The following is a 19,690-nucleotide window of genomic DNA, read 5'->3' as shown; positions in this document are numbered from 1 at the left end:
CTCACGCCGGCGGCCAGACCTCCGGTGAGCAGGCCGCCACCAGCGCCCGGCGCCCGGCCCGCTCCAGCGGCGTCAGCGCGTCGCGGCGCGCCTGCGCCTCCGCGGCACTGATCGCCCCGCCGTCGTCGACCAGGGCCAGGTCGACGACCGCCACGGCCTGGAGCCCGCGCGCCGCGAGCTCGACGCAGCGGGCCGGCACGCCGTCGGGCGCGCTGAGCGGAGCCCGGTGGCGCAGGTTCATCAGGTGGTCGGCCACCTCGGGTCGCCAGCGGGCGACCTCGAGCCGGGCCAGGGCGTCGGCGGCCGAGACCAGCTCCTGGCGCAGGGCCCGGTCGGCCTCGCCGACGTCGGGCAGCTGCCGGCGTACGGCACGGTGGGCGACCCAGGTCGTCGCCGCGCCCACGGTGACGGGCACCAGCCCCACGTCGGCGCCCGCGACCACGACGGCCTCGCCGGCCTCGACCGCCTCGGTGTTGAAGCCGGCGGGGCCGCCGAGGCCCACGAGGTCGCCCTCGACGGGGAAGGCCGCCCCGAACGACGTCGCGCCCTCGGCCCGCAGCCGGGCCAGGCCGCCCAGCAGCGTCTCGGTGCCGGTGCCGGGAGAGGTGCCGGCCGGAGCCCCGAGGCCGAGGTGGCCCAGGCCCGCCACGGCATGGGTGGCCTCGTCGCCGATGACGGCGTCGAGCAGCAGGTCGGTCACCACCTGGCCGCGCAGCCAGGCGGTGCCCCACCAGGCCAGGCGGGCGGAGACGGGGAGGTCGGTGCTCACGGCGCCCGAGGCTACGCCGGGGCCGGGGAGGCGCACGGATAGGGTGACGCCATGGCTGCAGTGCTGGAGTTCGCCGACGTGACCGTCACCCGCGGCCAGGCCACCCTGCTCGACGCGGTGAGCTGGACGGTGGAGGAGGACGAGCGCTGGGTCGTGCTCGGTCCCAACGGCGCGGGCAAGACCACCCTGCTCCAGGTCGCCTCCGCCCAGATGCATCCCACCACCGGTGTCGCGGGGATCCTCGAGGAGGTGCTCGGCACCGTCGACGTCTTCGAGCTGCGACCGCGCATCGGCCTGACCAGCGCGGCGCTGGCCGAGCGGATCCCGCGCTCGGAGCGCGTCCACGACGTCGTGGTCTCGGCCTCCTACGGCGTGCTCGGGCGCTGGCGCGAGGCCTACGACGAGCTCGACCACCAGCGCGCCACCGACCTGCTCACCGAGCTGGGCGCCACCCACCTGGCCGACCGCACCTTCGGCACCCTGAGCGAGGGCGAGCGCAAGCGGGTCCAGATCGCGCGCTCGCTGATGACCGACCCCGAGCTGCTGCTGCTCGACGAGCCGGCCGCGGGGCTCGACCTCGGCGGCCGGGAGGACCTGGTGTCGACGCTGTCGGTGCTCGCCATGGACCCCGACTCGCCGGCCACGGTGCTGGTCTCCCACCACGTCGAGGAGATCCCGCCGGGCTTCACCCACGCCCTGCTGCTGCGCCAGGGCCGGGTGGTGGAGGCCGGCCTGCTCGAGCACGTGCTCACCGAGGACAACCTGTCCACGGCCTTCGGCATGCCGCTGACCGTGACGACCAGCGACGACGGTCGCTGGGCCGCCCGGCGGCGTACCCGGGCCAGATGAGCCCCGGGTAAAGAGCCCTCCGATAGGGTCGGGCCATGGACTGGCTGAGCGAGCACGCGTGGGCGGCCTGGCTGGGCGTCGCGGCGCTCCTCGGCGTGGCCGAGATGTTCAGCCTCGACCTGGTGCTGCTCATGCTGGCCGTCGGCGCCATCGGCGGTGGCGCCGCAGCCGCCCTCGACGCCCCCGTGGTCGTGCAGGTGCTGGTCGCCGCGGCCACCGCGCTCGGCACGCTCACGCTGGTGCGCCCGCCGCTGGTCAAGAAGCTGCACAGCGGCCCCGAGCTGAGCATGAGCCACGGTCGCCTCGTCGGCACCCAGGGCCTGGTGCTGCAGACCATCTCGGGGCTCCAGCCGGGTCGGGTCAAGCTGGCCGGCGACGAGTGGAGCGCGGCTCCCTACGACGAGACGCTGGTCATCGAGCCCGGCGCCACCGTCGAGGTGCTCGAGATCCGCGGCGCCACGGCCTACGTCCACCCGGTGCCGCAGCTCGACCGCTGAGCGCCGTCCCCGGACGTCACCCCCCGGACGTCCCTCCCCGCAACGCCCCACCCGAGCACAACCCGCCCCGAGCCGAAGGAGCCCCCATGGGTCCCGTACTCCTCGTCCTGCTGGTGGTCGTGCTGCTGCTGGTCGTCGTGATCCTCGCCAAGACCGTGCGCATCGTGCCCCAGGCCCGCGCCGGCATCGTCGAGCGCTTCGGCAAGTACAAGCAGACGCTGCCCGCCGGCCTCAACATCGTCGTGCCCTTCATCGACAAGGTGCGCTACCTCATCGACATGCGCGAGCAGGTCGTGAGCTTCCCGCCGTCGTCGGTGATCACCGAGGACAACCTCACCGTCGACATCGACACCGTCATCTACTTCCAGGTGATCGACCCGGTCGCGGCGACCTACGAGATCGCCAACTACATCCAGGCCGTCGAGCAGATCACCCAGACCACGCTGCGCAACATCGTCGGCGGCATGGACCTCGAGCAGACCCTCACCAGCCGCGACTCGATCAACTCCGGGCTGCGTGGCGTGCTCGACGAGGCCACCGGCAAGTGGGGCATCCGCGTCGGACGGGTCGAGATCAAGAGCATCGACCCGCCGGCCTCCATCAAGGACACGATGGAGAAGCAGATGCGCGCCGACCGCGACAAGCGTGCCGCGATCCTCACCGCCGAGGGCCAGCGCCAGGCCTCCATCCTCACCGCGGAGGGCCAGAAGCAGTCGGCCATCCTCTCGGCCGAGGGCGACCGGGAGTCGCAGATCCTGCGGGCCCAGGCCGACCGCGAGGCCGCGATCCTGCGTGCCCAGGGCGAGGGCCAGGCCATCCAGACGGTCTTCCAGGCCATCCACGACGGGCGGCCCGACCAGTCCCTGCTGGCCTACCAGTACCTCCAGATGATGCCCAAGATCGCCGAGGGCGACGCCAACAAGGTCTGGATCGTGCCGAGCGAGATCGGCAAGGCCCTCGAGGGCCTCGGCTCGACCATGAACGACCTGCGCGGGATCCCGACCGAGGTCGACGGCCCGCTCAAGCGCGTCGACATGGGCCCCAGCGAGCCCCAGGTGCCGACCCCGGCGTCGACGGCGTCGGGCAGCAACCCCGTCGTCCAGGCCGCGATCGCGGAGGCCGACGCCGCCGCGCAGACCGGCAGGCGCGCGGCGCAGCCCACCGACGAGCCCACCGCCCAGACCCCCGGACAGTCGTCCGGCAACCCCGCCGACGTCCCGACCGAGACCCCGGCCGCGCCGGAGGCACCCCCGCTGTCGTGACGCCCTTCGAGCTGGCCGCGATCCTCCTGGCGGGGGTCGCGGCCGGCACCATCAACACCGTCGTCGGCTCCGGCACGCTGGTGACCTTCCCGACCCTGCTCGCCTTCGGCGTGCCGCCCGTGACGGCCAACGTCTCCAACAACATCGGCCTGGTGCCCGGGTCGATCTCCGGGGCCATCGGCTACCGCCGCGAGCTGCGCGGCCAGCGGGCCCGGGCGCTGCGGCTGGGGCTCGCCTCCCTGCTGGGCGGTGCCGCGGGCGCGGTGGCGCTCCTGCTGCTGCCCGAGGACGCGTTCTCGGCCATCGTGCCGGTGCTGATCGCCCTCGGCGTGGTGCTGGTCGTCGTGCAGCCCCTCCTGGCCCGCCGGGTCGCGGCCCGGCACGAGCGCGCCGGCACCGAGCGGCCGGCGCGCGCCCGCTGGGTGTGGCCCGCCGTGCTCGGCACCGGCGTCTACGGCGGCTACTTCGGTGCCGCCCAGGGCGTGCTGCTCATGGGCGTGCTCGGCCTCGGCGTCGACGACGACGTGCAGCGGCTCAACGCGCTCAAGAACGTGCTCGCCGCCATCGTGAACGCCGTGGCCGGGCTGGTCTTCGTCGTCGCCGCCGACGTCGACTGGCGCATCGTGGCCGTGCTCGCCGTGGGCTCGACCATCGGCGGACAGCTCGGCGCGCGGGTCGGGCGCCGGCTGCCCCCGTGGGCGCTGCGCGGCGTCATCGCCGTCGTGGGCGTCGTCGCCCTCGTCGCCCTGCTGCTCGCCTGAGCGTCCCCGGCGTACGGGGAGGGGCGGGCGGTCAGGACGCGGGGCGCTGACCGGCGCGGGCGCGGGCCGCCCGCCGCCGGGGGTACGCCGAGCGCACCTCCATCGCCAGCGCCGGGTCGTTGCTGGTCACCAGCCAGGCGCGACCGGGCCGCATCCAGTAGTGCAGCGACTCCTCGGTGTCGACGGTCCACACCAGCAGCGGCAGGCCGCGGCGCCGGGCGAAGGCGGCGACGCCGCACCGGGCGATGGTGTGCTTGGCGACCACGAGGTTGGCCCGCGAGCGCACGTAGCGTGTGCGCGGACGCAGCTCGGAGAGCCGGATGCGCACCTGCCGGGCCCACGGCAGGCCCGCGACGCGCCGGCCCAGCGAGAGACCGACCAGCAGGTCGTGGCCGGTGTCGTCGGCCCAGTCGCGCACCGCGCGCACGGCCTTGTCGTCGAGGGTGGTGACGATGAGGTTCTCAGCGCCCAGCACCTCGACGGCCATCCGGGTGGCGGCCACCTCGTAGGTCGCGGCGGGGTGGCCGTAGGCCGCCGAGGGCGAGGTGAACTTGAGGTCGATGTGAGCCCGGGCCCGCCCGACCAGCGAGGTGAGCACCTCGTCGTAGCGCAGGAAGTGCGGCGCGCGGGCCGCGAACTCCTCGAAGGTCAGCTCCCCGACCCAGCGCCGGCGGCCCTCCACCCACAGCCAGTCGTCGTGGAAGAGCACGAGGGTGCCGTCGGCGCAGCGCTGCACGTCGAACTCCACGAAGTCCACGTCGAGGGCCAGCGCCCGCTCGAGGGCGGGCCGGGTGTTCTCCAGCTCCCGGTCCCCGCCGGCGCCGCAGCGGTGGGCGCTGACCAGCACGGGCTCACGGGTCCTCACCGGGCAAGCCTGACATCCCCCGGCGGGTGGACGCGCGACGACCCGCCCGGCGGACCGGGCGGGTCGTCGCGTCGTGGGTCACGCGCCCCGCGGGGCTGCGACCTCGGGACTGGGACCTCGGGACTGGGACCTCGGGGTGGGTCAGACCGTCTGGAGCGGCTCCGTCGGGTGGGGCGCCACGTCGTTGGCGCCGCGCTCGGCGCGCACGGCCTCCTCGATGCGCTTGCCGGTGTCGGCGTCGACGGCCTTCCAGTACTCGAAGGCCCGCTCGAGGATGGGCTCGCTGACCCCGCCGAGCAGGTGGCCCGCGACGTTGCCGACGAAGCGCTCGCGCGCGGCGTCGTCCCAGACCTCGCGCACGAGGGCGCCGGCCTGGCCGAAGTCGTCGTCCTCGGCCCGCAGGGTGTAGGCCTGGCGCACGAACTCGCCGTCGGCCTCCCACCCGTCCTCGGCCGGGCCGGTGAGGTCGGAGTAGGGGTCGTCGTAGGTGTTGGGGGCGTACTTGGAGCGGTCGCCCGTGTGGTCGTAGGCCATCGGGCCGTCGAACTGGTAGGTGTAGGCGCCCTCGACGCGGTGGCGGTTCACCGGCAGCTGCTGGTAGTTGGGGCCGATGCGGTAGCGGTGGGTGTCGGCGTAGGCGAAGACCCGGCCGAGCAGCATCTTGTCGGGGGAGAAGCCGATGCCGGGCACGATGGCCGACGGCTCGAAGGCGGCCTGCTCGATCTGCGCGAAGTGGTTCTCCGGGTTCTTGTTCAGCGTCATGCGGCCCACCTCGTGCAGCGGGTAGTCGCTGTGCGGCCACACCTTGGTGAGGTCGAAGGGGTTGAAGCGGTAGGTCTTCGCCTCGTCGTAGGGCATCACCTGCACGTGCAGGGTCCACGACGGGAACTCGCCGGCGTCGATGGAGTCGAAGAGGTCGCGGCGGTGGAAGTCGGCATCCTCACCGGCGATCCGGTTGGCGTCCTCCTGGGTCAGGCCCTCCACGCCCTGGTCGGACTTGAAGTGGAACTTGACCCAGAACTTCTCGCCGGCCTCGTTGTACCAGAGGTAGGTGTGGCTGCCGTAGCCCTGCATGTGGCGCCACGAGCGCGGCACGCCGCGGTCGCCCATGAGCCAGGTGACCTGGTGGGCCGACTCGGGGTTGAGGGTCCAGAAGTCCCACTGCATGTCGTTGTCGCGCAGGCCGTTGGCGCCGCGGCGCTTCTGGCTGCGGATGAAGTGGGGGAACTTCATCGTGTCGCGGATGAAGAAGACCGGGGTGTTGTTGCCGACCAGGTCCCAGTTGCCCTCGGAGGTGTAGAACTTCAGCGAGAAGCCGCGGGGGTCGCGCCAGGTGTCGGGCGAGCCCATCTCGCCGGCGACGGTGGAGAAGCGCGCGAGCATGTCGGTCGACGTGCCGGGCTTGAACATCGCGGCCTTGGTCCACTGCGTCACGTCGGCGGTGACCTCGAAGGTGCCGAAGGCACCCGAGCCCTTGGCGTGGACGTTGCGCTCCGGCACGCGCTCACGGTTGAAGTGGGCCATCTGCTCCACGAAGTGGTGGTCGTGGAGGAGGATCGGCCCGTCAGGACCGAGCGTCAGGCTGTTGCGGTCGCTCGGCGCGGGCGCGCCGGTGCCGGTGGTGGATCCGCTGGTGTTGCCGTGGATCGAGCCGAGTGTCTCGGTCATGCGTGTCATCTCCCGTGGGGTGGTCGGATCGCGCGAGGCGTCCACCCATCGTGTCGCGGATGTGGAACGAGTCAAGGAAGTCACCCTCATGAGCGTGGTCGTGAGCGTGGTGGCCGACTGCGCGCGCTCTCCTGCGGTGCGGGGTCGCCGTCACCTACGCTGCGCACGTGCCCGACGTCCACGACCTCGCCGCCGGCTGGCGCTCGGGCACCGGGCGCAGCCAGCTCGCCGCGCTGGGCGTGCTGATGGGGCTCGTCGCGGCGTCGTTCGCGGTCTCCACCACCGCCTACACGCTGGTGCCGCTGAGCACCTACTTCGTGTGGGTCCTGCTCGGCATGCTGCTGCTGCGCTTCCGCCCGCTGGTGGTGCTGACGGTCTGGACGGTGAGCGCCGCCGTCGCGGCGGTGCTGCTCGACGGAGGCTTCGACACGGTGCGGACCTCGGGCTGTGTCGCCCTGGTGCTGGCCTCGACCCTGGTGCTCTACCAGTCGAGCCTCCAGCGCAGCGGTCTGCCGGGCCCGCTGGGCGAGGCGATGCTCTCCGACCTGCGCGACCGCCTCCAGTCGCAGGGCACCGTGCCGCCGCTGCCCGAGGGGTGGCGGTGCCAGACGGCCATGGTGGCGGCCCACGGGGTCGGCTACGCCGGTGACTTCATGGTCGCCGACCTCAGCGAGGACGAGCACCACCTCGAGCTCATCCTGGTCGACGTGTGCGGCAAGGGTGTCGCCGCCGGCACGGCCGCGCTGCAGTTCGCCGGAGCCCTCGGCGGTCTCATCGGCGCGCTGCCGCCCCGCGCCATGCTCGCCGCGGCCAACGACTTCCTGCTGCGACAGGAGTCCGACGAGACCTTCGCGACCGCGGCCCACGTCTACGTCGACCTGCGCACGGGCCGCTACTCCGTGCTCAGCGCCGGTCACCCCCCGGCGCTGCGCTGGAGCGCGGGTGAGGGGGAGTGGACGGTCGACAACGCGCGGGGCATGGCCCTCGGCATCCTGCGCCGGCCCGACCTGGAGGCCAGCGAGGGCGTGCTCGGGCCGGGCGACGCCCTGCTCTTCTACACCGACGGCGTCGTCGAGTCGCGCGACGTCGGTCTCGACGAGGGCATCGCCTGGCTGCGGCGCGCGGCGGCCTCGGCGGTGGCCCCGGGCTTCGAGGGCGCGGCGCGGCGCATCCTGCGCCAGGTGGAGCGCGGCGACGACGACCGCGCCGTGCTGCTCCTCGACCGCTCCTGACCACCGGGCTCGGGCCCGAGGGGTGGGCCGCGGCGCCGGCCGGGCACCCAGACTCGACCCATGCCCGAGCTGCCCGAGGTCGAGTCCGCCCGCGCCGTGATCGAGCGCTCGGCGCTGGGGCGGCGCATCGTGTCCGTCGACGACACCGACTCCTACGAGTGCCGCCCGCACGCCCCGGGCGAGATCGCCTCGGCCCTGGTCGGTCGGCGGCTGACCGCGGCCCGTCGCCGGGGCAAGGCGATGTGGTGCGAGACCTCCGGGGCGGGCCGCTCACGCACCCCCGGCCCGCTCCTGGGCATCCACCTGGGCATGGCCGGACGCATCCTGGTCTCGCCCGCCGGCGGCGACGGGGCCGGCCGGCGTGAGGCCGACACCGGTGGTGACTACGTCGGCTCCGGCCCCGAGCGTCCGGGCGACCGGGGGCAGCAGAAGCCCGAGTGGTACCGCTTCACCCTGGAGTTCGACGACGGCGGCTCGCTGCGGCTCTTCGACAAGCGCCGCCTCGGTCGCGTGCGCCTCGACCCCGACCTCGACGCGCTGGGCCCCGACGCCGGTGAGGTCGGCGTCGCCGACTTCCGCCGTCTCGTGGGCCGCGGCACGGCCCCGCTGAAGGCGCGGCTGCTCGACCAGGGGACGCTCGCGGGCATCGGCAACCTGCTCGCCGACGAGGTGCTGTGGCAGGCCCGCCTCGACCCCCGCCGCCCGGCCGGCGAGCTCGACCACGACGAGCTCACCGAGCTGCACGCGGCGCTGCGCTCCGGCGTACGACGAGCGCTGCGGCTCGGCGGGGTCCACACCGGGGAGGTCGTCGCGCACCGCCACGCCGGCGGGCACTGCCCGCGGTGCGGCGCCGAGATGCAACGCGCCACCGTGGGTGGTCGCACCACCTGGTGGTGCCCGCAGGAGCAGGCCTAGGCGACGGGGCGGCCTCAGGGTCGTCGGGCACGAGGTGCTGCGGACCACCGGCGGTCCCGCCCCTCGGGGTGTGGACGACGAGCGCGGTCCCTGGGGGTCGGGCACACCGGTCTAGACGGTTGTTTCGGGCGGGTTACCGATCGGTACAGGACCCGGGCGGCCCCCGTCGGGGGCCACCCGCTCCCTCCGACACCGCACCTCGGTGCTCCCCCTCAGGAGAGTCTCATGCCCACCCCCGCACACCCCCGCACGTCGACGCGCGGCCTGGCCCTCGCCGCGACCGGCCTCCTCCTGCTCGTCCCGGTCGGCGCCGGCGCCCTGGCCCCGGCGCACGCCGCGGGTCGAGCCGCCCCCTCCGCCGACTCCACGGCCGACCTCGCCGCCAAGCCCCCCGCGAAGCCCGGCAAGGGTCCCGGTGCGAAACCCGGCAAGGGTTCCGGCGCGAACCCGGGCAAGGGTCCTGGCGCGAACCCGGGCAAGGGTCCTGGCGCGAACCCGGGCAAGGGTCCCGGCGCGAACCCCGGCAAGGGACCCGGCGCGAACCCGGGCAAGGGTCCCGGCGCGAACCCCGGCAAGGGTCCTGCCGCCGACCCGGGCCAGGGCCCCGGAGACGGAGCGGGCGGCACCTCTCCGCAGGGCGAGGACCCTGCCGGCAACAACGGCACGGTGAAGATCGCGCCGCTCGGCGAGATCGACTCGATCCCGCAGAACACGCCGCACCCCGGTTGCACCTTCCAGGTGGAGTGGTACGGCTTCGACGAGGGCGAGGACATCGTGTCGTCGGTGGGCTTCGCGATGCAGGCCCCCACCGGCGACGTCGGCCTCGAGGTCGACGGGCCGCTCCAGGTGCCCGTGGGCGGGGACCCCGCGTCGGGCGCCGGCACCGACACCGGGCTCGACGGCACGCAGGCCTACACCCTGTCGTTCACCGGCGACCCGCACCCGCAGCAGGGCTACCACGTCAAGCTCACGGTGGCCACGCCCGGCTCCCAGGGCAACGACACCAAGACCAAGGTGTTCTGGGTCGAGCCGTGCGAGGAGCCCGCGCGCTCCGAGGGCGCCTCGGGCGGTGCGGGAAGCACCGAGGCCGGCTCCGGGGTCCTCGACGCGGAGCTGAGCGCCGACGCGGACGCGGCGACGTCCGGCACCGACGTGGGGACGGCCACGGCGACCTCCGCCGACGAGGCCCCCGACACCTCCGACGCCTCCGCGGTGCCGTCCGCGGTGGACGCGGGGGACGGGGGCGTGCTCGCGGACGCCGTCGACTGGGTGCGCTCGCCGCTGCCGCTCCTCGTCATCGGCCTCGGGGTGCTGCTGGCCGCGGCAGGCGTGGTCACGCAGCGCCGTGCGCGCACCCGTGGCTGACCCGCGGCCGCGGTCGGGGGACAGCAGCCGGGGAGGAGTGCTCCTCGCGGTCGCCGGCCTGGTCCTCGTGGGCGGGGGAGCGGCGGCCTGGGTCACGGCCGCTCCCCGGGCCGTGCCGTCCGCGCCACCGGCGGCGACCACGGCCAGCTCGGCCTCCCCGCCGACGGCGACCCCGGCCCTGCGCGAGGCGGTGCCGGCGCCCCGGCGCCCCGGGGCGCCCGTCGAGCTGGTCGTGCCCGCGCTCGGCGTCGCGGCACCCGTCGAGCCCGTGCGGGCGCCCGGTGGGGTGCTCGTGCCGCCGAGCGACCCGCGCCGGCTCGGCTGGTGGGCCGGCGGCGCCCGCCCGGGCGACGCCCGCGGGAGCGCCCTGGTGGCGGGTCACACCGTGCACACCGGGGGTGGCGCCCTCGACGACCTGGAGACGCTGCGACGTGGGGCACCGGTGCGCGTGCGCACCGACCGCGCTCTCCTGCGCTACGAGGTGACGAGCGTGCGCGTCTTCGAGAAGGGCCGCCTGGCGCGGGAGTCGGCCCGTCTCTTCAGCCAGGAGGCCCGGGGTCGTCTGGTCCTGCTGACGTGCGAGGACTGGGACGGGTCGCGCTACCTCGCCAACGTGGTCGTCGTCGCGGAGCCGACCGCCACCCCGTGAGGCCCCGGGGCCTCAGCGAGATCGGCGTACCGCCGCCAGCACGAGCCCGGCCAGGAGGGCACCCAGCGTGCCGAGCACCTCGTCGGCGAGGGTGTCCTCGTAGGCCGTGGCGGCCTCGGTGCCGTGGCGGATGAAGGTGAGCCACTCCCCGGCCTCCCACGCGATGGCCAGCACCGCTCCGATCCCGGTGACCACGAGCACGACCTGCCAGCCGCGCGGCAGCGTGGGGGCGACCAGGAGGCCCAGGCCACCGCACAGCAGGGCCCAGTTGGCGAGGTGGTTGGCGTCGTCCCACCACACGACGGCGTCGTAGAGGTCGAGGCTGTTGCCCGTGACGTCGACCAGGAAGGGCAGCATCACCAGCGTCGTCGCGGCGTACGGCGCAGACGCCCGGTCGGCGGCGGGGCGGCGGCGGGAGGCGAGCCACCAGGCGGCCGGCACCACCAGCATCAGCACGGGGTAGGCCAGCAGCCGTGCACCGAAGGCCTTGCCCTCGAAGCGCTCGATCCCGGGCACCCACTGGGCCACCGCCAGCTGCCCCACCGTGAGCAGCAGCACGAGCACCGGCAGCAGACGGCGGTGGCCGGGGCCGGGGCCGGGGACGGGTGTCGTGGTGGGCGTGGTGGCGGCTGGCATGACGGCATCCTGGCCGGAATAGCGCGCTGGGCGCATGGGTTGGGATACTCAGTACGCATTTCAACTATCTCGCGGCACCAGCAGGTCAGGAGCCCCCGCCATGCAGTCCCAGGTCCAGTCCCAGGTCCAGTCCCAGGTCCAGTCCCAGGTCCAGTCCCAGGTCCAGCCCCAGGTCCAGCCCCAGGTCCAGATCGGCCTCTTCAGCGTCGGCGACGTCACCGCCGACCCCACCACGGGCCGGACCCCCACCGAGCACGAGCGGATCAAGGCCCAGGTGCGGATCGCGCGCAAGGCCGAGGAGGTCGGGGTCGACGTGGTGGCCGTGGGCCAGCACCACAACCCGCCCTTCGTGGCCTCCTCGCCGACGACCACGATGGCCTACATCGCCGCCCAGACCGAGCGGATCCTGCTGTCGACGTCGACGACGCTGATCACGACGACCGACCCGGTGCGCATCGCCGAGGACTACGCGACGCTGCAGCACCTCACCGACGGACGCATGGACCTCATGCTCGGGCGCGGCAACACCGGCCCGGTCTACCCGTGGTTCGGCAAGGACGTGCGCGACGGCATCGAGCTCGCGGTGGAGAACTACGCGCTCCTGCACCGGCTGTGGCGTGAGGACGTCGTCGACTGGCAGGGCCGCCACCGCACCCCGCTGCAGGGCTTCACCGCCACGCCCCGTCCGCTCGACGGCGTGGCGCCCTTCGTGTGGCACGGCTCGATCCGCAGCCCCGAGATCGCCGAGCAGGCGGCCTACTACGGCGACGGGTTCTTCTCCAACCACATCTTCTGGCCCGCCTCCCACACCCGCCAGATGGTCTCGCTCTACCGCCGACGCTTCGAGCACTACGGCCACGGCCGCGCCGACCAGGCGATCGTGGGCCTCGGCGGCCAGGCCTTCATGGCCCGACGCAGCCAGGACGCGGTGCGGCGGTTCCGGCCGTACTTCGACAACGCCCCGGTCTACGGGCACGGCCCCTCGCTGGAGGACTTCACCGCGCAGACCCCCCTCACCGTCGGGTCGCCGCAGCAGGTGCTGGAGCGCACCCTGGGCTTCCGGGAGTACGTCGGCGACTACCAGCGCCAGCTCTTCCTGCTCGACCACGCCGGCCTGCCGCTCGACGACGTGCTCGAGCAGCTCGACCTGCTCGGTGAGATCCTGCCCGACCTGCGGGCCGGCTACGCCGCGATGCGGGCCCCGGGCGTGCCCGACGCGCCCACCCACGCCGCGCGGGTGGCGGCCGCCTCGCCCGCGGGCGAGCCGGCCCGCGAGGAGGTGTCGGCGTGAGCCGGGCGACGCGCCTGGTGGTCGTCAGCGCCGGTCTGTCGGTGCCGTCGTCGACCCGGCTCCTGGCCGACCGGCTCGCGGGGGCCACCGTCGAGGCGCTCGGGGAGGGGGGCGAGGGGCCGGTGGAGGTGACGGTCGTCGAGCTGCGGCCGCTGGCCCACGCGCTGGCCGACCGCCTGCTCGCCGGGTTCGCCGGCGACGAGCTCGGCGCCGCGATCGACGCCGTCGGCGGTGCCGACGCCCTGATCGTCGTCACGCCGGTCTTCGCGGCGTCGTACTCCGGGCTCTTCAAGACCTTCTTCGACGTGCTCGAGCCCGACCTGCTGGAGGGCACCCCGGTGCTCGTGGCGGCCACGGCCGGCACGCCGCGTCACTCGCTGGTGCTCGACCACGCGCTGCGTCCGCTCTTCGGCTACCTGCGCGCCGTGGTCGTGCCGACGGGGGTGTTCGCCGCGAGCGAGGACTTCGGGTCGCCGGACCTGCAGCAGCGCGTGGAGCGCGCGGCAGGTCAGCTCGCGGGCCTGGTCTCGCCCCGGCGCGGGCTCCGAGCCGTGCCCCGGCGCCGCGACGAGCTGGTCGACCCGGTGCCCTTCGTCGAGCGGCTGCGTGCCGCCGGCCAGCTGCCCGGCGGCTGACCGGCCGCCCGTGGGCGACCCGCCGGCCACGCGGGACGCCGCACGGCCCCGCGGCGGGGCCGCGGGGCCGTGCGGTGCGGACGCGCAGGCTCAGTGCTGGTAGGTGCCCTGCACGATGGCCCGCCCGGCGGTCTTGAACGCGAGGTTGAACGAGACCACGGTCGCGCTGGCGTCGGAGTCGACGCCGAGGCTCTCCTCGGTCACCGCGTGCACCACGAAGTAGTAGCGGTGCACCTGGTCGCCCTGCGGCGGGGCGGCGCCGGTGAAGGCCTTGGTGCCCGCGTCGTTGCGGCACATGAAGGCCGAGCCGGGCAGCTCCGCGCCCTCGCGACCGATCCCGGCGGGCAGCTCGGTGCAGTCGGCGGGGAGGTCGACGAGCACCCAGTGCCAGAAGCCCGACGGGGTCGGGGCGTCGGGGTCGAAGCAGGTGATGGTGTAGCTCTTGGTGCCCTCGGGCCCCTGCTCCCACGACAGGTGCGGCGAGGAGTCCCCGGCGGAGGCCACCTGGTCGTCCTTCAGCGGGGCGCCCTGCGTCACGTCGTCGCTGGTCACCGTGAAGGACGGCACCTTCGGCAGCAGCTCGTAGGGGTCCGGGCTCACCGGTCGGTCCAGGGACATGCGTCGTCTCCCATCAGTAGGCGCACCTGCGGCTGTTCCACAGGAGTCGTTCGATGTTCAACCTAGTCCGGCCCCGAACCCAGGTCACCAGCCCGGAGGGGGGAGCGGCGACAATGGGCGCGTGGACGACTTCCCGACCTACCTCTCCGGCCTGCGCCTGCACGATCGGCGCGTCGTCGTCGTGGGGGGCGGGCACGTCGCCCAGCGACGCATCCCGCTGCTCATCGCCGTCGGCGCCCGGGTCGTCGTCGTCTCGCCCGACGTGACCCCCGCGATCGAGGGGCTCGTCGGCGGCGGGGAGGTCACCTGGCACGCCCGGGGCTTCGACGACGCCGACCTCGACGACACCTGGTACGCCGTGGCCGCCACCGACGACCAGGCCGTCAACGAGCGGGTCTCCGCCGCGGCGGAGGCCCGCCGGGTCTTCTGCGTGCGCGCCGACGACGCCATGCAGGCCACGGCCTGGACGCCGGCGGTCGGTCGCCACGACGGCGTGACCGTGGCGGTGCTGGGGCAGCGCCAGCCCCGCCGCTCGGCGCTGGTGCGCGACGAGATCGTCGAGGCGCTCCAGGCCGGCACCCTCGGCGCGGTGCACGAGCGCGGCGAGCGCACCCCGGGCGTCGTCCTGGTCGGCGGCGGGCCGGGGGACCCCGACCTGGTCTCGGTGGCCGGGCGCAAGGCGCTGATGGAGGCCGACGTGGTCGTGGCCGACCGGCTCGCCCCCCGCGAGCTGCTCGGCGACCTGCCGCCCGACGTGGAGCTCATCGACGTCACCAAGCTGCCCCGCGGCCGCGCGGCCGCGCAGGAGGAGATCAACCGGGTCATCGTCGAGCGGGCCCTCGCCGGGCAGCGGGTCGCCCGCTTCAAGGGCGGCGACAACTTCGTCTTCGGCCGCGGCTACGAAGAGGTCATCGCCTGCCGCGAGGCCGGCGTGCCGGTGCGGGTCATCCCGGGTCTCAGCAGCTCCATCGCCGTGCCGGCCGTCGCGGGCATCCCGGTGACCCACCGCGGGGTCGCCCACGAGTTCACCGTCGTCTCCGGCCACCTGCCGCCCGGGCACCCCGAGTCGCTCACCGACTGGAAGGCCCTGGCCCGCCTGCACGGCACGGTCGTCGCGCTCATGGCCGTGCAGAACGCCGGGGCGATCGCCGCCGCCATGGTCGACGGCGGCCGCGACCCCCGCACGCCCGTCGCCGTCGTGTGCGACGGCACGATGCCGGGGGAGCGCACCGTGCTGAGCCGCCTGGGGACCCTGGCCGCCGACCTGGCCGCGCAGGAGGTCAAGCCGCCCGCGATCATCGTCATCGGCCCGGTCGTGGCCGTGGCGCACCCCGAGGCCTACCCCGACGTGCCCCTCGTGCTCGACCGGCCCGACGCCCACACGGTGCCGCCGCGCGGCGACGGCCTGGTCTGATGGCCACGCTGGTCGAGATCGAGGACCCGGCCGACCCGCGGCTGGTCGACTACCGCGACCTGCGCGACGTCGAGCTGCGCAAGGCGCTCGAGGCCGAGCACGGCCTCTTCCTCGCCGAGGGCGAGAAGGTGGTGCGGCGCTCGGTGGAGGCCGGCTTCGAGCCGCGCTCCTTCCTCATGGCGCCGCGGTGGCTCGAGGGCCTCGGCGACGTCCTCGCGACGACCGACGCGCCCTGCTACGTGCTGTCGGAGGCCCTCGCCGAGCAGGTCACGGGATTCCACGTGCACCGGGGCGCTCTGGCGTCCCTCGAGCGGCGTCCGCTGCCCAGCGTCGAGTCGGTGGTGGCCGGGGCGCGCTCGGTCCTGGTGCTGGAGGACCTCGTCGACCACACCAACGTCGGCGCGATCTTCCGCTGCGGCGCCGCGCTCGGCTTCGACGCGGTGCTGCTGGCCCCGCGCTGCGCCGACCCCCTCTACCGCCGCTCGATCAAGGTCGGCATGGGTGCGGTCTTCACCCTGCCCTGGACGCGGGTCGACGACTGGGCCACGGCGCTGCCGCGCCTCTCCGAGCTCGGCTTCACCACCGTGGCCCTCACGCTGGCCGACGACGCCACGGAGGTGGAGCAGGCGGTGGCCGGGCTCGACAAGGTGGCGCTGGTGCTCGGCTCCGAGGGGCACGGGCTCTCGCCGCGGTGGGAGCGTGCGGCCGACCGTCGCGCGGTCATCCCCATGGCCGCCGGCATCGACTCCCTCAACGTCGCCGCCGCCACGGCCGTGGCCTGCTACGTCACGGCGCGCCGCTCCTGACCCTGCCCACCCGACCGGACCCGACGTCCTGGGTGGGAGCGGGCCGTCAGGACCCGGCGGGCCAGTCGAGGGGGTAGTCCTCGACCGCCCGGTCGTGCTCCTTCTGGAGCCGCTTGCGCACCTTGGTGGGCAGCCGGTCGCCGAAGACGGTGCCCCGGGTGTGGTCGGTCTCGTGCTGCAGGCACCGCGCGAGCAGGCCGTCGCCGGTGAAGGTCACGGGCCGGCCGTCGAGACCCTGGCCGGTGACGGTGGCGAGGTCGGGGCGGGCGCACTCGACGAAGGCGCCGGGGAAGGAGAGGCAGCCCTCGTCGGAGTCGTCGAGCTGACGCTCGCGCCCCTCGGGCAGCGTCACCTCGGGGTTGCACACCACGCCGACGGTGCGCTCGCCCCGGGCGTCGGGGCAGTCGAAGACGAAGACCGCCACGTCCTCGCCGATCTGGCAGGCGGCCAGGCCCACGCCGTCCGCGGCGTACATCGTGGCGACCATGTCGGCCACGAGCGCGCGCAGGTCCTCGTCGAAGGACGTGACGGCCTGCTGGGGGCGGTGCATGACCGGCGTGCCCCAGCGCGTGACGGGCCGGACGGTGCCTCCGGTGGGCAGGGGGCCGAAGGGTGCGTGCTCGGGCGGGGCGGTCTGCTCGGACATGGCCTCGATCCTAGGAGCGAGGGCCCGGGGGAGCGGAAACCGCGTGTGACCGGTCGCATGGGACGAGGTGTAGCGCTGGGTGTAACTGCCAGTTACATTTGGCGCATGGACCTGACCAAGAGCTTGCGACCCGGGGGGAAGCACGGCGTCTCCTCCCAGGAGTCGCGCGACCCCATCGGCCTCGCCGTGGCCGCCCTCAACAAGCTGGCGCAGAGCGACCTGATCGACCGCATCGGTCTGCGCCGGCCCGCCGAGCAGGCGGTCTTCACCGCCACCCGCAACGGCTTCAAGACCGCCACCGCGGCCAGTCGCACCTTCGCCCGGGCCGGCTCCCGTGCGACGCCGGGCGTGCGGGTGCCGGCGGCCGCACCGAAGGGCGTCTTCGACCTCACCCCGACCGAGGACGAGCAGATGCTCGTCGACGTCGTCTCGGAGTACGCCGCGGAGGTGCTGCGCCCGGCCGCCACCGAGGCCGACGACGCCTGCGCGGCCCCCGAGCCGGTGCTCAAGGCAAGCCTCGAGATCGGCCTGCCGATCCTCGGCGTGCCCGAGTCGCTGGGCGGCATCTCCGAGGAGCGCTCGGCGATGGCCGGCACCCTCGTGGCCGAGGCGCTCGCGAAGGGCGACATGGGCCTGGCCGTGGCCGCGCTCGCCCCCGGAGCGGTCGCGACCGCACTCGGTCTGTGGGGCAGCGAGGAGCAGCAGCAGACCTACCTGCCCGCCTTCGCCGGCGACGAGGTGCCCGCCGCCGCCCTGGCCCTCACCGAGCCCGCCGTGCTCTTCGACGTGCTCTCGCCGAGCACGACGGCGCGCCGCAGCGGCGAGGGCTTCGTGCTCGACGGCGTCAAGAGCGCCGTGGTGCGTGGCGCCGAGGCCGAGCTCTTCGTGGTGGGCGCGTCGCTGGAGGGCAAGCCGGCCCTCTTCCTCGTGGAGTCCTCGGCCGACGGCCTCGCCGTCGAGGCCGACCCCTCCATGGGCGTGCGCGCCGCCTCCCTCACCCGGCTGAGCCTGTCCGGGGTCTCCGTGCCGGCCGGCGCCCTGCTGGGCTCCGCCGACGGCTCCACCTACACCGAGTGCGTGCGTCTGTCCCGCCTCGCCTGGTGCGCCCTCGCCGTGGGCACCGGCCAGGCCGTGCTCGACTACGTCACGCCCTACGTCAAGGAGCGCGAGGCCTTCGGCGAGCCGATCGCCCACCGCCAGTCGGTGGCCTTCATGGTCGCCAACATCGCCATCGAGCTCCAGGCCATGCGCCTGCTCACCTACAAGGCCGCCGCACGCGCCGCCGCGGGCAAGGACTTCACCCGCGAGGTCGCGCTGGCCCGCCGCTCGTGCAGCGACCGGGGCATGCAGATCGGCCTCGACGGCGTGCAGCTGCTCGGTGGTCACGGCTTCGTCAAGGAACACCCCGTCGAGCGCTGGTACCGCGACCTCCGCGCGGTCGGCGTCATGGAAGGAAGCGTGCTGGTCTGATGATCAACCTCGACGACCCCAAGAAGCTGCGCCCGCTGGCCAGCCAGGCCCACCAGGTCGCCATGAACATGCTGCGACCCATCTCGCGCAAGTACGACCGCGCCGAGCACGAGTACCCCCAGGAGCTCGACATGCTCGCGGCGATGATCGACGGTCTCTCCGAGTCGGGCGCGAGCTCCGGCGCCGGGGCCTCGGGCGTGCGCCGCGACGAGAAGGAGGAGAAGGCCGGCGTCAAGAACGGCACCAACCTGGCCTCGGTCATGTCGATCCAGGAGATGTGCTGGGGCGACGTGGGACTGCTGCTGTCGATGCCCCGCCAGGGTCTCGGCAACTCCGCCATCGCCAGCGTCGCCGACGACGAGCAGCTCGAGCGTTTTGACGGCGTCTGGGCCGGCATGGCCATCACCGAGCCCGGCACCGGCTCCGACTCGGCCAACATCAAGACGACCGCCGTCCTCGACGGCGACGAGTACGTCCTGAACGGCGAGAAGATCTACGTCACCGCCGGTGGCCGCGCCGACCACATCGTGGTCTGGGCGACCCTCGACCGCGACCTGGGCCGGGCCGCGATCAAGTCCTTCGTGGTGCCCAAGGGCACCCCGGGCATGCGCGTCGACCGGCTCGAGCACAAGCTCGGGATCCGCGCCTCCGACACCGCGACGATCATCTTCGAGAACTGCCGGGTGCCGAAGGAGAACCTCCTGGGCTCTCCGGAGGTCGACGTCAAGCAGGGCTTCGCCGGCGCCATGGCGACCTTCGACAACACCCGCCCGCTCGTCGCGGCGATGGCGATCGGCTGCGCCAAGGCCTCGCTCGACCTGACGCGCGACCTGCTCGAGCAGGCCGGCGTCGTCATCGACTACGACCGCCCCGCCGTCACCCAGTCGGCCGCCGCGGCGAAGTTCCTCCAGATGGAGGCCGACTGGGAGGGCGCGCGCCTGCTCACCCTCCAGGCGGCCTGGATGGCCGACAACCGCGAGCCCAACAGCCTGGAGGCGTCGATGGCCAAGGCCAAGGCGGGCCGGGTGGGCTCCGACATCACGCTGAGCTGTGTCGAGCTGGCCGGATCCATCGGCTACAGCGAGGCCGAGCTGCTCGAGAAGTGGTCGCGCGACTCCAAGATCCTCGACATCTTCGAGGGCACGCAGCAGATCCAGCAGCTCATCGTGGCCCGCCGGGTCCTGGGGCTGAGCAGCGCAGAGCTGAAGTGAGCCTGTCCCCGCGACGCCACGGTGGTGCGGGGACACAGCGGAGGCCGCGCACCGGTCGAGGGGGGATCGACGGTGCGCGGCCTCCGTGCGTTACGGGCCGTGCTGGCTCAGGAGGCGGACGACCCGGACGA

At 74.1% G+C, this 19,690-nt stretch carries 20 protein-coding genes; 14 read left to right on the top strand and 6 right to left on the bottom strand.

Annotated elements, in window-relative coordinates:
* Window position 1 precedes the first annotated feature (1 nt).
* A complete protein-coding gene (locus tag LPA27_RS03500) occupies window positions 2–769 on the bottom strand; it encodes a hypothetical protein (protein ID WP_228941511.1) in 768 nt (255 codons plus the stop codon).
* A gap of 51 nt (window positions 770–820) precedes the next feature.
* Between LPA27_RS03500 and LPA27_RS03495 the strand changes: the two genes are divergently transcribed.
* The 4 genes from LPA27_RS03495 (at window position 821) to LPA27_RS03480 (ending at window position 4,138) form a co-directional block, all read left to right on the top strand.
* On the top strand, window positions 821–1,618 hold the full coding sequence (locus LPA27_RS03495; protein ID WP_056864374.1) for an ABC transporter ATP-binding protein: 798 nt from the start codon (window positions 821–823) through the stop codon (window positions 1,616–1,618).
* A 35-nt stretch (window positions 1,619–1,653) separates the two neighbouring features.
* On the top strand, window positions 1,654–2,115 hold the full coding sequence (locus LPA27_RS03490; RefSeq protein ID WP_056864375.1) for an NfeD family protein: 462 nt from the start codon (window positions 1,654–1,656) through the stop codon (window positions 2,113–2,115).
* Window positions 2,116–2,201: 86 nt separating this feature from the next.
* Window positions 2,202–3,377, top strand: a complete 1,176-nt coding sequence (locus LPA27_RS03485) for an SPFH domain-containing protein (RefSeq protein WP_056864376.1) — start codon at window positions 2,202–2,204, stop codon at window positions 3,375–3,377.
* A complete protein-coding gene (locus tag LPA27_RS03480; RefSeq protein ID WP_228941510.1) occupies window positions 3,374–4,138 on the top strand; it encodes a sulfite exporter TauE/SafE family protein in 765 nt (254 codons plus the stop codon). Before LPA27_RS03485 ends, LPA27_RS03480 begins: the two co-directional genes overlap by 4 nt.
* A 31-nt stretch (window positions 4,139–4,169) precedes the next feature.
* Here the strand turns inward: LPA27_RS03480 and LPA27_RS03475 are convergent, their stop codons facing one another.
* Both LPA27_RS03475 and LPA27_RS03470 read right to left on the bottom strand, forming a co-directional pair.
* Window positions 4,170–5,003 (bottom strand): glycerophosphodiester phosphodiesterase, encoded by an 834-nt coding sequence (locus LPA27_RS03475; RefSeq protein WP_228941509.1) that lies wholly within the window; start codon window positions 5,001–5,003, stop codon window positions 4,170–4,172.
* A 141-nt stretch (window positions 5,004–5,144) separates the two neighbouring features.
* Window positions 5,145–6,671 carry a catalase gene (locus LPA27_RS03470; protein ID WP_228941508.1) on the bottom strand — a complete coding sequence of 509 codons (1,527 nt, stop codon included), beginning with the start codon at window positions 6,669–6,671 and terminating at the stop codon, window positions 5,145–5,147.
* A gap of 167 nt (window positions 6,672–6,838) precedes the next feature.
* Here LPA27_RS03470 and LPA27_RS03465 point away from each other — a divergent pair, with 167 nt between their 5' ends.
* The 4 genes from LPA27_RS03465 to LPA27_RS03450 all read left to right on the top strand — a co-directional run bounded on the left by LPA27_RS03465 (window position 6,839) and on the right by LPA27_RS03450 (window position 10,832).
* On the top strand, window positions 6,839–7,903 hold the full coding sequence (locus LPA27_RS03465) for a PP2C family protein-serine/threonine phosphatase (RefSeq protein ID WP_228941507.1): 1,065 nt from the start codon (window positions 6,839–6,841) through the stop codon (window positions 7,901–7,903).
* A gap of 60 nt (window positions 7,904–7,963) precedes the next feature.
* Window positions 7,964–8,818: an Fpg/Nei family DNA glycosylase gene (locus tag LPA27_RS03460; RefSeq protein WP_228941506.1), complete on the top strand. Its 855-nt coding sequence runs from the start codon at window positions 7,964–7,966 to the stop codon at window positions 8,816–8,818.
* 225 nt (window positions 8,819–9,043) lie between these two features.
* Window positions 9,044–10,183, top strand: coding sequence for a hypothetical protein (locus LPA27_RS03455; RefSeq protein ID WP_228941505.1), 1,140 nt, complete (start codon window positions 9,044–9,046; stop codon window positions 10,181–10,183).
* A 37-nt stretch (window positions 10,184–10,220) separates the two neighbouring features.
* On the top strand, window positions 10,221–10,832 hold the full coding sequence (locus LPA27_RS03450) for a class F sortase (protein WP_228941504.1): 612 nt from the start codon (window positions 10,221–10,223) through the stop codon (window positions 10,830–10,832).
* 12 nt (window positions 10,833–10,844) lie between these two features.
* Here the strand turns inward: LPA27_RS03450 and LPA27_RS03445 are convergent, their stop codons facing one another.
* Window positions 10,845–11,468, bottom strand: a complete 624-nt coding sequence (locus tag LPA27_RS03445; protein ID WP_228941503.1) for a hypothetical protein — start codon at window positions 11,466–11,468, stop codon at window positions 10,845–10,847.
* Window positions 11,469–11,568: 100 nt separating this feature from the next.
* On the opposite strand from LPA27_RS03445, the gene LPA27_RS03440 reads away from it, so the two are divergent.
* Window positions 11,569–12,759: a CE1758 family FMN-dependent luciferase-like monooxygenase gene (locus LPA27_RS03440; protein WP_228941502.1), complete on the top strand. Its 1,191-nt coding sequence runs from the start codon at window positions 11,569–11,571 to the stop codon at window positions 12,757–12,759.
* Window positions 12,756–13,394 carry an FMN reductase gene (locus LPA27_RS03435; RefSeq protein WP_228941501.1) on the top strand — a complete coding sequence of 213 codons (639 nt, stop codon included), beginning with the start codon at window positions 12,756–12,758 and terminating at the stop codon, window positions 13,392–13,394. Before LPA27_RS03440 ends, LPA27_RS03435 begins: the two co-directional genes overlap by 4 nt.
* 90 nt (window positions 13,395–13,484) lie before the next feature.
* On the opposite strand, the gene LPA27_RS03430 is transcribed toward LPA27_RS03435, so the two are convergent.
* Window positions 13,485–14,012, bottom strand: coding sequence for a YbhB/YbcL family Raf kinase inhibitor-like protein (locus LPA27_RS03430; RefSeq protein WP_228941500.1), 528 nt, complete (start codon window positions 14,010–14,012; stop codon window positions 13,485–13,487).
* A 121-nt stretch (window positions 14,013–14,133) separates the two neighbouring features.
* Here LPA27_RS03430 and cobA point away from each other — a divergent pair, with 121 nt between their 5' ends.
* Together cobA and LPA27_RS03420 are read left to right on the top strand one after the other, a co-directional pair.
* Entirely contained in the window at window positions 14,134–15,426 is a 1,293-nt protein-coding gene (cobA, locus tag LPA27_RS03425) for a uroporphyrinogen-III C-methyltransferase (protein WP_228941499.1), read from the top strand.
* Window positions 15,426–16,232 carry a TrmH family RNA methyltransferase gene (locus LPA27_RS03420; protein WP_056864386.1) on the top strand — a complete coding sequence of 269 codons (807 nt, stop codon included), beginning with the start codon at window positions 15,426–15,428 and terminating at the stop codon, window positions 16,230–16,232. Before cobA ends, LPA27_RS03420 begins: the two co-directional genes overlap by 1 nt.
* A gap of 46 nt (window positions 16,233–16,278) precedes the next feature.
* Here LPA27_RS03420 and def read toward each other — a convergent pair whose 3' ends face one another.
* Entirely contained in the window at window positions 16,279–16,878 is a 600-nt protein-coding gene (def, locus tag LPA27_RS03415) for a peptide deformylase (RefSeq protein WP_056904026.1), read from the bottom strand.
* Between the two features lie 105 nt (window positions 16,879–16,983).
* Here def and LPA27_RS03410 point away from each other — a divergent pair, with 105 nt between their 5' ends.
* Both LPA27_RS03410 and LPA27_RS03405 read left to right on the top strand, forming a co-directional pair.
* Window positions 16,984–18,348, top strand: a complete 1,365-nt coding sequence (locus LPA27_RS03410; RefSeq protein WP_082500274.1) for an acyl-CoA dehydrogenase family protein — start codon at window positions 16,984–16,986, stop codon at window positions 18,346–18,348.
* Window positions 18,348–19,559 carry an acyl-CoA dehydrogenase family protein gene (locus LPA27_RS03405; RefSeq protein ID WP_056904027.1) on the top strand — a complete coding sequence of 404 codons (1,212 nt, stop codon included), beginning with the start codon at window positions 18,348–18,350 and terminating at the stop codon, window positions 19,557–19,559. The genes LPA27_RS03410 and LPA27_RS03405 overlap by 1 nt, the downstream gene beginning before the upstream one ends.
* Window positions 19,560–19,690 lie beyond the last annotated feature (131 nt).

The sequence above is a fragment of the Nocardioides sp. Leaf374 genome (assembly GCF_916862475.1).
In the GTDB taxonomy this organism is placed as follows: Bacteria; Actinomycetota; Actinomycetes; order Propionibacteriales; family Nocardioidaceae; genus Nocardioides; species Nocardioides kribbensis.
Note: the sequence above shows the minus strand (reverse complement) of the source record. Positions and strands in the feature narration are given on the sequence as shown.

Bases quoted from the DNA above. Each gene is read 5' to 3' on its own strand.
- LPA27_RS03495 (WP_056864374.1), top strand. From the start codon at position 821: ATGGCTGCAGTGCTGGAGTTCGCCGACGTGACCGTCACCCGCGGCCAG.
- LPA27_RS03490 (WP_056864375.1), top strand. From the start codon at position 1,654: ATGGACTGGCTGAGCGAGCACGCGTGGGCGGCCTGGCTGGGCGTCGCG.
- LPA27_RS03485 (WP_056864376.1), top strand. From the start codon at position 2,202: ATGGGTCCCGTACTCCTCGTCCTGCTGGTGGTCGTGCTGCTGCTGGTC.
- LPA27_RS03470 (WP_228941508.1), bottom strand. From the start codon at position 6,671: ATGACCGAGACACTCGGCTCGATCCACGGCAACACCAGCGGATCCACC.
- LPA27_RS03460 (WP_228941506.1), top strand. From the start codon at position 7,964: ATGCCCGAGCTGCCCGAGGTCGAGTCCGCCCGCGCCGTGATCGAGCGC.
- LPA27_RS03455 (WP_228941505.1), top strand. From the start codon at position 9,044: ATGCCCACCCCCGCACACCCCCGCACGTCGACGCGCGGCCTGGCCCTC.
- LPA27_RS03445 (WP_228941503.1), bottom strand. From the start codon at position 11,468: ATGCCAGCCGCCACCACGCCCACCACGACACCCGTCCCCGGCCCCGGC.
- LPA27_RS03440 (WP_228941502.1), top strand. From the start codon at position 11,569: ATGCAGTCCCAGGTCCAGTCCCAGGTCCAGTCCCAGGTCCAGTCCCAG.
- LPA27_RS03430 (WP_228941500.1), bottom strand. From the start codon at position 14,012: ATGTCCCTGGACCGACCGGTGAGCCCGGACCCCTACGAGCTGCTGCCG.
- LPA27_RS03420 (WP_056864386.1), top strand. From the start codon at position 15,426: ATGGCCACGCTGGTCGAGATCGAGGACCCGGCCGACCCGCGGCTGGTC.
- def (WP_056904026.1), bottom strand. From the start codon at position 16,878: ATGTCCGAGCAGACCGCCCCGCCCGAGCACGCACCCTTCGGCCCCCTG.
- LPA27_RS03410 (WP_082500274.1), top strand. From the start codon at position 16,984: ATGGACCTGACCAAGAGCTTGCGACCCGGGGGGAAGCACGGCGTCTCC.
- LPA27_RS03405 (WP_056904027.1), top strand. From the start codon at position 18,348: ATGATCAACCTCGACGACCCCAAGAAGCTGCGCCCGCTGGCCAGCCAG.